Consider the following 12,637-nt stretch of genomic DNA (forward strand, 5'->3'; position numbering starts at 1 on the left):
CGGAGGCGCCCCTACGGAGCCATGCGGTCCGTCGGGCCACTGCACTGATTGCGGCACCGGTCGGGCGGCGTTCTTCCTCCAGGCGTTCCCTCCCGGACCGGGCATCGGCCCCGGTTCGCCGATGACACGTACTCGCCAGTAGTCCGCAGACTGCTTATCATCGGGGCTTGGGTGTGGCTGGGGTCACATGGGGCAAGCCCTATTCCGTCACCGGGCCAGACGGGACTCGGCCTCGAGTCCCGGATTCGACAGCGAGCCCGAGCAGTCCTTCTGTCCGGGACGATTGCAGGGGGCACCATGGCCGCGGCGTTCGAACTCTTCCATGATCGGGACGATGCCTTCAGGTTCAGGTTGAAGACACCGGACGGGACGGTCATCGCAGTGTCCAAGCCGTTCCCGGGGAAGGCGGCGGCCGTGGCGGGCATCCGGGCCGTCCGGGAGTGCGCCGGGACCGGGCTGATCACGGACCTCTGCCCGCCGACGCCTTCTCCCGAGGGCGCCCCGCAACGCTCCGCCGGACCCGCTCCCGGCTAGTCCGTCCGAAGGAGGCGAAGCACGCCCGCGCCTAGGCCCTCCAGTCCTGGCGATAGGCGGTATGGCCTGCCCACGGCAGGGCCACCAGCCGGAGGACCGCGAGCCCGTCCGATTCGTCGAGGCCGGCACTCACGTAATCGATGAGCTTCCTCTTCGACCGGCACTCCGCAAGGACACGCTCGGGGTCGTACCACCCGCGGGCACCCCACACCTCCTCGGGAAGGTTGCCCACGCGGGCGGCCTTCTCGTCCTCGGTGATGCGTGCGTCCAGGAAGTCGGCGAGTTCGTTCATACCCCTGAGCCTATCGAGCGCCCACGGCATGGCCGTACTCCACGCTGTGCGGTGGGCTTAGGGGCGCTCCTGGTCGGGGTCGCGACCCGCCGGCGGGAGCGGCAGGTCCACGGTGAACCGGGTGCGGCCGGGCTCGCTGGTCACGCTGATGGTTCCACTGTTGGCTTCGACGAGAGCCTGGACGATCGCCAGCCCGAGACCGGTGCTCCCTGCGCTCGCGCTCCGCGCGGCGTCGCCCCTGCTGAAGCGCAGGAAGATCGTGTCGAGGAACGCCGGGTCGATGCCGGGACCCGAGTCCGTGACGGTGATGCTCGCCCTTCCGTCGCCGGCTGCGAGCGCCGTGGAGATCGCGGTACCCGGCGGGGTGTGTCTGTGTGCGTTGGCGAGCAGGTTGATGAGCACCTGGCGGATCTCGGCCCCGACGGCGCGTACCTCGACGGGCTCGTCCGGCAGGTCCAGGCTCCAGGCATAGTCCGGGGCGGCCACCCGGGCGTCGCTCGTCGTCTCGATGACCAGTTCCGTCAGGTCGACGTCGGACGCCTCGCCGCGCTGGCCCTCGTCGAGTCGCGCGAGCAGCAGGAGGTCCTCGACGAGGGAGGACATGCGCTTGGACTCGCTGTCGACGCGTTCGAGCGCGGCACGGCCGGACGGACTGACGATCTCACTCATCAGGATCAGCTCGGTGTAGCCGCGGATGGACGTCAGGGGGGTGCGCAGTTCGTGGCTCGCGTCGGCGACGAACTGCCGCACCTTCGTCTCGCTCGCGTGGCGTTCCCGCAGCGCACTGGTGACGTGGTCGATCATCTCGTTCAGGGCCAGCCCCACCGTCCCGACCTCCGTGCCCGGCTGCGCTGCGGCAGGCGGGACCCGCACGGGGATGGCCACCTCCCCCGAGGACAGCGGGAGCTGCGAGACGGACGTCGCCACGGCGGAGAGTTCCTCGAGCGGGCGCAGGGACCGGCGGATGATCACCGTGCCGGCAAGGCCCGTGAGAGCCAGCCCGGCGAGGGAGAGCGCGGCGACGGTGATGTCCAGGGATACGAGGGTGCTGTCCCGCTCCGCCGTGGACAGACCGGTGACCAGGACGCCGCCGTCGGGGTCGAACGCGACGGGGAGGTCCGCCGCGTCCACCCGGTAGCGCCCGCTCGAGAGCACCAGTTCCTCGGGACCGTCGGCGGGTTCGATGCCGGCCAGCAGGTCGAGATCGGCTCCGGTGAGGGGCTCGGTCGTGCCGTCGTCCTGCACGAGCGCGGAGTTCCGCGCCTCACCGTCGTCGAACACCGCGTTGAGGGTTCCCGGTCGCTGGCCGGCTGCGTTCTCCGGGTCGACGTCACGGGACGGCCGCTGGTCGTTCCCCGGTGGTCGCCCGCCGGGGTAGCCCGCCCGGCCGGCGGCGGGCTCGAGGGCAGCATCGAGCTGGCGGGTCAGGTAGCTGCTCATGGCGAGGTGGCTGAGGACGCCGATCGCGATGCAGATCGCCGTGAGCAGGGCGAGGGTCGCCAGGATCAGTTTCGTGCGCAGGTGCAGCGGCCGATGGCCCGGTCGATCGCCGGCGGGGTCCTGCGGGGTCATGAGGCGGCGGGTTTGAGGACGTAGCCGGCGCCCCGAACGGTGTGGATCATCGGTGCACGCCCGGCGTCGATCTTCTTGCGGAGGTAGGAGATGTACAGCTCGACGATGTTCGCCTGGCCGCCGAAGTCGTAGTTCCAGACGTTGTCGAGGATCTGCGCCTTGCTGACCACGCGGCGCGGGTTCTCCATGAGGTAGCGCAGCAGCTCCCACTGGGTCGAGGTCAGGGCGATGTCCTCTCCGTTGCGGGTGACCTCGCGCGTGTCCACGTTCATCACGAGGTCGCCGACCACCAGTTCCGCGGAGTCCGACGCCGCGACGCCGGAGCGCTGGACGAGGCGGTGGAGGCGCAGCATGAGTTCTTCCATGCTGAAGGGCTTGGTGACGTAGTCGTCGCCGCCGGCGGACAGCCCGGAGATGCGGTCCTGCACGGCGTCCCTGGCCGTGAGGAAGAGGGCCGGGACGTTCGGTGCGAAGGTGCGGATCTTCTTCAGCGCCTCGATGCCGTCGACGCCGGGCATCATGACGTCGAGCACGAGGACGTCGGGGCGGAAATCCCGTGCCGCGGATATCGCCGTGGCGCCGTCGCCGGCGGTCGTCACGCTCCAGCCGGCCATCCTCAGGCCCATGCTCACGAGTTCCGCGAGGCTCGTCTCGTCGTCCACCACGAGCGCCCGGATAGGGCTGCCGTCCGGGTGCGCCAACCGCGGCAGGTTGTCGGTCATGGAGTGGTGCGTGGCGTCGGCCATCGTGTCTACCTTGGTGTCGTCTGGGATGCGGCGGGGCCGGCGTGCGCTGCGGGCGGAGCGGTGCGGTCGGTCGAAGGTCCCGTCCAGTATCCCGCACGGGTCCGGAGGACCGGGGTCTCAGGCGGAGAGGGGTCCCGCTGCAGCGCCCTGGTCGAGCGAGCCGCCGGGATCCTGCCTCCGGACGATGGCCTGCTCCGCCGGGAGGGTGGTCCCCACGACGACGGCGGTCCGGGCGCCGGCGACGGGCGCCGTGGGATCGGCGCCGACCGGAGCGAACGCCGTGGTGCCGAGCACCGCGACCAGGGCCATGGCACCGATGGCCGCCCTGATGCCCTTGCGTCCAGGGGTGAGTTCGGGGGTGAGTTCGGGGGTGGGTCGGTAGCTGATCACGGCGTCCTCCTGCGGGCTGGTGGTGTTCCTCCAGCCTGGTGCCGGCACCTGGGGCAGGGCTTTCCCGTAGCTGTGCGGTCGCTGTGCAGGAAACGCACAGCTACGGGCTGTCAGCGACCGGTGCACGGACCCGGCGGTGGCCGCCGGCGGACGCGCGCGGCTACCGTGGCGACGCGACCCTGCCCAGCCCGGACGGCCACCAGATCTTCGGTCCGATGTCGTAGGCGAGCGCGGGGATCAGCAGCGAGCGGACCAGCACGGTGTCCAGCAGCACGCCGAACGCCACGATGAACGCGATCTGCGCGAGGAACAGGATCGGGATCACGCCCAGCGCGGCGAAGGTCGCCGCCAGGACCACGCCGGCAGAGGTGATCACCCCGCCCGTGACGCCGAGCCCCCGGAGGATGCCCGGCCGCGTGCCGATGCGCAGCGACTCCTCGCGTACCCGGGTCATGAGGAAGATGTTGTAGTCCACGCCGAGCGCCACCAGGAACACGAAGGCGAAGAGCGGCACGGAGGCATCGGCGCCCTCGAACCCGAAGATGCCGTTGAACACCAGTGCGGAGACGCCCAGGGCCGTGGCGTTCGAGAGCGCCACGCTGGCCACGAGGAGCACGGGTGCGACGACGGAGCGCAGCAGGACGATCAGCACTCCGAGGATGACGAGCAGCACGATCGGGATGATCTTGACGAGGTCCGCGAGGGCCGTGTCGTTGGTGTCGATCGCCACCGCGGTGACGCCGCCCACCAGCGCGTCGGGACTGGCGTCGTCGAGCGCCGTCCGCAGCTCCCGCACCACGTCCTCCGCCTGCCCGGAGTCCGCCTGGAACTCGAGCGTCCCGCTGATCAGGACCTGCCCGTCCTCGACGGCGGGCACTCCCGCGGCGTCGACGGTCAGCGCCGCGCCCGAGATGCCGTCCTGCCCGGTGACCACATCGAGGGCGGCGTCGGAGTCTGCCTCCGGTGCGACCACGTAGACGGGGCTGCCGGATCCGGCGTCGAAGTGGCGACCGAGGGCCTCCTGCCCGTCGACGGCGTTCGACGGCGCGAGGATCAGTGCCGACTGCGGCACGCCACTGGCCTGGAGCTGGGTGAGGCCGAGCGCACCGGCGACGAGGATGAGCAGTGACGCGATCCACAGGACGCGGGGCCGGCGGGCCACCAGCAGTGCGACCCGCTTCCAGATGCCCCTGAGCCGCTCCAGGCCGATCTCCGCGCCTGCGGCGGTCGGTGCGGCATGCCTGCCATGGTGGGGGGCGACGGCGGTCGAGAGCCCGGCGTCGTAGCGCGGGCGCAGCGGCCAGAACGCCGCCCTGCCGAACAGGAGGAGGAGCGACGGGAGGAGGGTCAGCGCTGCGGCCAGCGAGAAGACGATGCCGATGGCCGCGATCGGCCCGAGGCTCCTGTTCGAGTTGAGATCGGAGAACAGCAGGCACAGCAGCCCGAGGATCACCGTCGCGCCGGAGGCCAGGATGGGTTCCACCGACCCGCGGTAGGCCACCCGCATGGCGTGCCAGGTGGTCTCGTGCTCGGCGAGCGCCTCCCGGAACCGGGCTACGAGCAGCAGCGCATAGTCGGTGGCCGCACCGATCACGAGGATCGACAGGATGCCCTGGCTCTGCCCGCTGAGCTGGATCCAGTCGAGCTTCGCGAGACCGAACACCAGCAGGATCGACGTCGCCAGCGCGAACACCGAGGTCAGCAGCACCAGGAACGGCAGCACGATGGAGCGGTAGACGGCGAGGAGGATGAGGAACACCGCTCCGAGTGCCACTCCGAGCAGGATCCCGTCGATGCCGCCGAAGGCCTCCACGAGATCGTTGGTGAAGCCCGCCGGTCCGGTCACGTAGCCGGTCACGCCGTCGGGTAGTTCGTCCGCCAGGACGGTGCGCAACTCCCCGACCACCTCTGCGAGTTCGGCGTCGGAGGAGACGAAGGCGATGTACTGGACGGCCAGCCCGTCCTCGGACGGGATGGGTCCGGCGACGGCGGGCGCTCCCTCGGCCGGGGGTTCCAGCCCCTCCACCTCGCCGAGCGCCACCCCGACCTCCTCGTACAGGCCGAGGTCCTGCGGCCCGATGGCGGTGTCCGACTCGGCGACGAGGACCGCGGGGACGGCGTCCGAGTCGCTGAACCGCTGCTGCAGCTCGCCCGCCTCGGTGGATTCGGCGCTCGCGGGCAGGAACGATGCCTGGTCGTTGCTCGAGACCTCCTCGAGGCGCCCGAACGTCGGACCGCCCACCGCTGCCCCGACCAGCCAGATCAGTACGACGACGACGGGCAGCAGGACCCTCAACCAGCTGTTCCTCATGATCTCTCCATCTCCCAGAAATTATCTCTATCGTAAAGTATATCTATCATGGAGATAATAGGAACCAGCCTAAACTGGAGGCGAAAGAAGGCGAGGGATCATGGCTGCGAGGGACGAGCTCATGGCACTCATGCAGCAGTTCACGGTCGAGACGGACCGCTATGTCGACGTCGCCAGCGAACGGGACAGCCTCTACCGCACGGACCTCCACGCCCTGGGCATCATGATGGGCGCGGCACGCGCCGGCCTCACGGTCACGCCCGGGCTCCTGCGGGAGGAACTGAACCTGAGCTCACCGGCCACCACCGCACTCGTCGACCGCCTCGATTCCGCCGGCCATGTGACGCGCCGGCGCAGTGAGGTGGACCGGCGGCAGGTCCACCTCGAGATGACGGAGAAGGCGCGCATCACGGGTGCCATGCTGTTCGCGCCGCTCGCCCGCCACATCAACGCGGTCCTGGACGAGTACTCGGACGAGGACCTGGCGCTCCTGCGGGACATGATGCGGAAGGTGACCGAGGCCACGGTCGCGGCGAAGAATGAGGCGCTGCACGACGCCGACGCAGACTGACGGACCCACCACCGGCTAGCCTCGAGGTATGAACGACGAGGTCTACTCCCACGGACACCACCCGAGCGTGACGGCAGCGCATGCGGCACGCACCGTCGCGTCGTCGGCCGCCTATCTCGAACCCTTCCTCGAGAGCGGCCTCGACCTGCTGGACATCGGCTGCGGCCCGGGCAGCATCACGGCGGGGTTCGCCGACATCGTCGCACCCGGGTCGGTGCTCGGCATCGACAGCTCGGCGGACGTCGTGGCCCAGGCATCCGAGGCCCACGCGGACGTGGCGAATGTCGAGTTCCGCGAGGGCAACGTGTACGACCTCGACGCCGCCGACGAGTCCTTCGACGTCGTCCACGCCCACCAGCTCCTGCAGCACCTGGCCGACCCCGTGGCAGCACTGCGCGAGATGCGCCGCGTGGTGCGGCCCGGCGGCATCGTGGCCGTCCGCGAAGCGGACTTCGGAGCGATGACCTGGTATCCCGCCATCGACGAGCTGGACGAATGGCGCGAGCTCTACGGCACGCTGGCGCGCGGCAACCGTGGCGAGCCCGACGCGGGACGGAGACTCCCCGGCTGGGCGGCCGAGGCCGGCTTCGCGGACGTCGAGGTGTCGTCGTCGAACTGGACCTATGCCACCGCCGAGGACCGCCGCTTCCATGCCGAATCCTGGGCGGAACGCGTGCTGCACTCGGCCTTCGCCGAACAGACGCTCGACCGCGGCCTCGCCGACCAGCCGACCCTCGACCGGCTGGCCGACGGGTGGCGCCGGTGGGCACGCAGGGACGACGGCGTGTTCCTCCTGCCGAGCGTGGAGATCCTCGCGCGCGACTAGCTCCGGACCGCGGCGCATGCGGCCCGGGGCAGGCCGCGGAGCGCGACCGCCGCTAGGCTGGCGGGATGTACCGCATCGTCACCGTCTGCACAGGCAATATCTGCCGCTCGCCCATGGCCGAACTCATGCTGACCCATGCGTTCGGCAAGGCGGGCCTGGGGGACGACGTGGTCGTCGACTCCGCGGGGACCACCGACTGGGAGGCCGGCAGGCCGATCGACGAGCGTGCCGCGGCCAAGCTGACCGAGCTCGGCATCGAGAGCCACCTGCACCGGGCCCGCATGTTCGAACCGGACTGGTACCGCGAGCGCGACCTGATCCTCGCCCTCGACCTCGACCACTACCGTGAGCTGCGCCGGGACGCGCCCGACGACGACGCGCGCGACAGGATCCACCTCCTGCGCGAGTTCGACCCCTCGACCACGGACACGGAGCTCGACCACCTCGGCATCTACGACCCCTGGTACGGCGATGCCAGCGACTTCGAGGCCACCTGGAAGATGGTCGACGGCGCGGTGGACGGCGTGGTGCGTTACGTCCGGAACGAGCTCGACGCCGACGGTTCGGAGGGCTGACGCCCGGCGCTTACCATGAACGGGTGAATCCCTCCCTCTGGCTGGCGCTGCTCGGCGCCGGAACGCTCATCAGCTTCGTCCCGGGTGCCGGTGCCGTGAACACGATGAGCAACGCCCTGACGGTCGGCTTCCGGCGTTCCATCTGGGGCATCCTCGGCCAGCAGGCGGCCCTGGTCGTCCACATCGGCATCGCCGCGGCCGGTGTCGGGATCCTCGTCACCAACTCCCCGCTCGCCTTCAACCTGATCCGCTATTCCGGCGCCGCCTACCTCGTGTACCTCGGGATCCGGAAGTTCCTGCAGAAGCCCGAGCACAGCGAGGTCCGGGCGCTGCAGCACAGCGAGGGCGCCTTCTCGATGTTCCGCCGCGGCGTCTGGGTGAACCTGCTCAACCCCAAGGCGATCGTGTTCTTCCTCGCCCTCATCCCCCAGTTCATCCGCCCGGATCAGCCCCTGCTCGGCCAATACGGCGTGCTGGCAGCCACCGTCATCGCCATCGACGTCCTGGTCATGTGGTTCTTCTACGCCGGCACGGCACGCTCGTTCCGGCGCTTCACCCGCGACGACCGCGGTCAGGTGATCCTCAACCGCACCTTCGGGTCGCTGTTCGTCGGCGTCGGCGCGCTGCTCGCCCTGGCCTGACCCATGCCCACCTCCTCCCCGCTGCTCATCGCGATCGACGGCCGGTCCGGTGCGGGCAAGACGACCCTCGCCGTCGAGCTCGCCGCGCTCCTCCGTGAGCATCACAGCGTCAGCCTCTTCCACCTCGAGGACGTCTACCCCGGCTGGGACGGGCTCGCGGACGGCACGGCACGCTACGTCGAGCGCGTCCTGCGTCCCCTGGCGGCAGGGCGGACCGCCCGCTGGAATGCCTGGGACTGGGACCGGGGGCAGGACGGCGCCGAGCACACGACACCGGCGGCGGAGATCGTGCTCCTGGAAGGCGTGGGTGCCGCGGCCGCGGCGGCACGCGCGCACCTCGACGCCGTCATTTGGGTCGAGGCGGCCGATGCGGTCAGGATGCGCACGGCACTGGAACGCGACGGCGACACCTATGCGCCCTTCTGGCAGCGGTGGGCGGACCAGGAGGACGCCTGGCTGGCGGAGGACGATCCGGCTGCCGCCGCCGACGTCCTCGTGCAGGGCCACCGCGGTCCGCCGTCACCGCAGGCCGTGCGCCTGGCCCTCACCGGGCTGCCCTCCTGCGCCGTCCTGCTGGCTCCGGAACGTGCCGGGCGGCGCGGGCTGACACTGGACTGCGAGCGCATCGACGCGGTGCCGGACCCGGCCGCCCTGTTCTCCACGCTGTACGGGGCCTCCCCGTCCGCGGTGTGGCTCGACAGCTCCGACGCCACGGGAACGACCGGCCGGGACCAGCGCAACCGGTTCAGCATCCTGGCCGATTCCGGTGGCGTCTTCGGGCAGCAGGCCCTGCATCGCGCCGGCGTCACCGAGATCACGGCGGGTGCGGTCACCACGCGCATCCGCGAGCCCTTCTTCCGATGGCTCGACGACGCCTGGGGTCGGCGGGCCGTGCGTACCCCGGAGGGCCTCGGGTGCGAGTTCGGGCTGGGCTGGCTGGGCTACCTGGGCTACGAGCTGAAGCGGGAGACGGGCGGCGGATCCACCCCGCCGGTCGAGGGGGCCCTCCCCGATGCCGCTCTGATCTTCGCCGGCCGCGCCGTCGTCCTCGACCACGCCGAGCGCGCCGTGTTCCTGCTGACCCTCTCCGACGGCCGTCCCGACGCCGAACTCGGCGCCTGGCGTGCCCACGCGCGCGAGGCCCTCGCCACGCCGGCCCCCGCCCCGTCGTCCCTCCCCCTGCCCGTGCCCGTGCCGCGGTTCGCCGCCCGGGACTCCCGCGAGGAGTACCTCGGGAAGGTGCGCCGCGCCCAGGCGGAGATCACCGAGGGGAACACCTACGAGGTGTGCCTGACCACCTCGCTGTCCGCCCGCACGGACGCCCTCGATCCGCTCGGCGCGTACCTCCGGCTCCGCACCGGCAGCCCTGCCCCGTTCGCCTCCTTCCTCCGCTTCCCGGGCTTCGCCGTCGCGAGCACGTCCCCCGAGCGGTTCCTGAAGCTGACCGCCGACGGCCGGATGCGGGCCGAGCCCATCAAGGGGACGCGCGGCCGGTCAGCGGACCCGGCGACCGACGCCCTCCTCCGCGAGGAGCTGCGCTCGTCGGAGAAGGACCGCGCGGAGAACATCATGATCGTGGACCTGCTGCGCAACGACCTCTCGCACCACGCGGTGCCGGGATCCGTCACGGTCAGCAGGCTGTGCGACATCGAGACCTACGCCACCGTGCACCAGATGGTCAGCACGATCGACGCGCGCCTCCGGCCCGGGAGTGCCCGGGCGGGCGTCGTGGCCTCGGCGTTCCCGGCCGGATCGATGACCGGAGCACCGAAGATCAGCACCATGGCCATCCTCGACGGCCTGGAGGAGGCTCCCCGCGGCCCCTACTCCGGCGCAGCCGGATACTTCAGCCTGACCGGCGCCACGGACCTCGCCGTCGTCATCCGCACCCTCGTCCTGCGGGAGCACGACGGCGGCACGCACCTCACGCTCGGCGTCGGTGGGGCGATCACCGCCGATTCCGATCCTGCCGAGGAGTGGGACGAGGTCCGGACGAAGGCGCGCGGTGTCCTCTCGGCCCTGGGTGCCGGTTTCCCTGGCGACCGCGTGCCCGTCGGCGACCCCCTTCAGCTCCCCGATCCCGTCCCGACCCGTCCCGACCAGGAGACCCTCATGACCACGGACACCACCCCGCCGGCCGGACCCGGACCTGCGGACACCGCCTCTGCGGTGAAGCCCTCCGTCCTGTTCGTCTGCGTCCACAACGCCGGCCGCTCCCAGATGGCCGCGGCCTACCTGCACCACCTCTCCGAAGGACGGATCGAGGTGCTGTCCGCCGGTTCCCGGCCGGCGAGCCAGGTCAACCCCGCAGCGGTGGAGGCCATGGCGGAAGAGGGCATCGACATCGCCGCCGAGACCCCGAAGATCCTCACCACCGACGCGGTGGAGGCCTCGGACGTCGTCGTGACCATGGGCTGCGGGGACGAGTGCCCGTACTTCCCCGGCAAGCGGTACGAGGACTGGGTGCTCGACGACCCCGCCGGCAAGGGAGTCGAATCCGTCCGACCGATCCGGGACGAGATCAAGCGCCGCATCCAGCACCTCATCGAGGACCTCCTGCCCGGCTAGGACCTGCTCCGCAGCGCCGGACGACACCGTCCGCAGCCGCTCCGGCGGCCGGGATCGCCGCACGGCACGAGCAGCGTGGCAGCAGGATGTTCCCCGTGCCGGTGCCGGTGGGTAGAGTGGAGTGCGGTGAGCCGGGAAGTCTGGTCGGCAGATTGTGTCGTCGACCCCGATTCCAGGAGGAACCCTCCCATGGCCGAAGAAGCACCCGAGCCCACACCCGCACCCCGATCCGGCATCCTGGGCCGAGGCTCCTACTCGGAGGTCCTGCGGATCGGCGAGATCCTCCGCAAGGAGACCGTCGGCGGGATCCTGCTCGTCCTCGCCGCAGCCGTGGCCCTGATCTGGGCCAACTCCCCTGCCTCGGAAAGCTATTTCGCCCTGCGGGACTTCCGGATCGGGTACGAGCCCTGGCATCTGGAGCTGAGCCTCGGGGCATGGGCGGCGGACGGTCTGCTCGCGGTCTTCTTCTTCCTCGTCGGGCTGGAACTCAAGCGGGAGTTCGTCGCCGGGGATCTGCGCAGCTTCACCAGGGCCGTCGTGCCGGTCGCCGCAGCTTTCGGCGGGGTCGCGGTACCGGCCCTCGTCTACGCGGCGATCAACCTCTCCAGCCCCGAGACCCTGCAGGGCTGGGCGACACCCACGGCCACCGACATCGCGTTCGCGGTCGCGGTCCTGGCCATCGTCGGCTCCCACCTCCCCAGCGCCCTGCGCATCTTCCTGCTCACCCTCGCGGTGGTCGACGACCTGCTGGCCATCACCATCATCGCGGTGTTCTACTCGGACGACCTGCACCTCGCGCCGCTGCTCCTGGCCCTGATCCCGCTGGCGCTGTTCACGGTCCTCGCCCAGAAGTACCGGCGGTTCTTCGGCCTGAAGCCCGCCGCGGCCTGGTTCATCCTGCTTCCGATCGGCGTCGCCGTCTGGGCGCTCGTGCATGCCGGGGGCATCCACGCCACGGTCGCAGGAGTCCTGCTCGGGTTCGCCGTACCGGTGATCCGCAGCCGGGCGAGCGGCGGACCCGGTGCAGGGCCCGGGCTGTCCGAGATCTTCGAGCACCGCTTCCGCCCCCTCTCGGCCGGCTTCGCGGTGCCCGTGTTCGCGTTCTTCTCCGCGGGCGTGGCCGTGGGCGGCTGGAGCGGTTTCCTGTCAGCCCTGACCGACCCCGTCACCCTGGGCATCATCGCCGGACTGGTGGCCGGCAAACCCATCGGCATCGTCGGCACCACCTGGCTGCTCACCAGACTCACCCGCGTCACCCTCGACGCGTCCCTGAAGTGGGTGGACCTGGTCGGGGTCGCCCTGCTCGCCGGCATCGGATTCACCGTCTCCCTCCTCATCGCCGACCTGAGCTTCGGCGACGGCGGGACCACGAACGACCACGCCAAGGTCGGCATCCTCACCGCGTCGCTGACCGCGGCCCTCCTGTCCGCGATCATCCTGCGCAGCCGCAACAGGCACTACCGCACCATCCAGGCCGAGGAGGAGATCGACGCGGACGACGACGGCACCCCCGACGTCTACCAGCACGGGCAGCCCCACCACCCCTGACCACGCCTGGTCCGGGCAGGGGCACCGCCTCGTCGGCGCATCGGCAGGCCGCCCTGCGATTCC

The 12,637-nt window shown here is 70.9% G+C and carries 12 protein-coding genes and 1 pseudogene; 8 read left to right on the forward strand and 5 right to left on the reverse strand.

The genetic code is table 11. From position 1 onward, the window contains the following. Nucleotides 1–297: 297 nt before the first annotated feature. On the forward strand, nt 298–534 hold the full coding sequence (locus tag AC0Z9V_RS08305; RefSeq protein ID WP_459287522.1) for a YegP family protein: 237 nt from the start codon (nt 298–300) through the stop codon (nt 532–534). Between the two features lie 31 nt (nt 535–565). Here AC0Z9V_RS08305 and AC0Z9V_RS08310 read toward each other — a convergent pair whose 3' ends face one another. The 5 genes from AC0Z9V_RS08310 to AC0Z9V_RS08330 form a co-directional block, all read right to left on the reverse strand. Further along, nucleotides 566–826, reverse strand: a complete 261-nt coding sequence (locus AC0Z9V_RS08310; RefSeq protein WP_133081290.1) for a DUF6221 family protein — start codon at nt 824–826, stop codon at nt 566–568. A 57-nt stretch (nt 827–883) separates the two neighbouring features. After that, nucleotides 884–2,398: a sensor histidine kinase gene (locus AC0Z9V_RS08315; RefSeq protein ID WP_485141222.1), complete on the reverse strand. Its 1,515-nt coding sequence runs from the start codon at nt 2,396–2,398 to the stop codon at nt 884–886. Further along, nucleotides 2,395–3,144 (reverse strand): response regulator, encoded by a 750-nt coding sequence (locus AC0Z9V_RS08320; protein ID WP_133081292.1) that lies wholly within the window; start codon nt 3,142–3,144, stop codon nt 2,395–2,397. The genes AC0Z9V_RS08315 and AC0Z9V_RS08320 overlap by 4 nt, the downstream gene beginning before the upstream one ends. A 117-nt stretch (nt 3,145–3,261) precedes the next feature. Then, entirely contained in the window at nt 3,262–3,534 is a 273-nt protein-coding gene (locus AC0Z9V_RS08325) for a hypothetical protein (protein ID WP_208740146.1), read from the reverse strand. A gap of 160 nt (nt 3,535–3,694) precedes the next feature. Continuing rightward, entirely contained in the window at nt 3,695–5,845 is a 2,151-nt protein-coding gene (locus AC0Z9V_RS08330) for an efflux RND transporter permease subunit (protein WP_133081294.1), read from the reverse strand. Nucleotides 5,846–5,945: 100 nt separating this feature from the next. On the opposite strand from AC0Z9V_RS08330, the gene AC0Z9V_RS08335 reads away from it, so the two are divergent. From AC0Z9V_RS08335 to nhaA, 7 genes and pseudogenes are all read left to right on the forward strand, one after another. Further along, the gene (locus tag AC0Z9V_RS08335) at nt 5,946–6,416 is read left to right on the forward strand and encodes a MarR family winged helix-turn-helix transcriptional regulator (RefSeq protein WP_459287527.1); all 471 of its coding nucleotides are present in this window, start codon (nt 5,946–5,948) and stop codon (nt 6,414–6,416) included. A 28-nt stretch (nt 6,417–6,444) separates the two neighbouring features. After that, complete coding sequence (locus tag AC0Z9V_RS08340) at nt 6,445–7,242, forward strand: methyltransferase domain-containing protein (protein ID WP_485141223.1); 798 nt, start codon at nt 6,445–6,447, stop codon at nt 7,240–7,242. A 65-nt stretch (nt 7,243–7,307) separates the two neighbouring features. Beyond that, nucleotides 7,308–7,817: a low molecular weight protein-tyrosine-phosphatase gene (locus tag AC0Z9V_RS08345; protein ID WP_485141224.1), complete on the forward strand. Its 510-nt coding sequence runs from the start codon at nt 7,308–7,310 to the stop codon at nt 7,815–7,817. A gap of 23 nt (nt 7,818–7,840) precedes the next feature. Next, complete coding sequence (locus AC0Z9V_RS08350; RefSeq protein WP_208740255.1) at nt 7,841–8,458, forward strand: LysE family transporter; 618 nt, start codon at nt 7,841–7,843, stop codon at nt 8,456–8,458. 378 nt (nt 8,459–8,836) lie between these two features. After that, nucleotides 8,837–10,450 (forward strand): annotated as a pseudogene (gene pabB / locus AC0Z9V_RS08355) (aminodeoxychorismate synthase component I); the annotation flags it as partial. A 120-nt stretch (nt 10,451–10,570) separates the two neighbouring features. Further along, the gene (locus tag AC0Z9V_RS08360; RefSeq protein WP_485141288.1) at nt 10,571–11,026 is read left to right on the forward strand and encodes an arsenate reductase ArsC; all 456 of its coding nucleotides are present in this window, start codon (nt 10,571–10,573) and stop codon (nt 11,024–11,026) included. 189 nt (nt 11,027–11,215) lie between these two features. Beyond that, nucleotides 11,216–12,574 carry a Na+/H+ antiporter NhaA gene (gene nhaA, locus AC0Z9V_RS08365; protein ID WP_485141225.1) on the forward strand — a complete coding sequence of 453 codons (1,359 nt, stop codon included), beginning with the start codon at nt 11,216–11,218 and terminating at the stop codon, nt 12,572–12,574. Nucleotides 12,575–12,637 lie beyond the last annotated feature (63 nt).

It is taken from the genome of Arthrobacter sp. UYP4, from assembly GCF_057291175.1.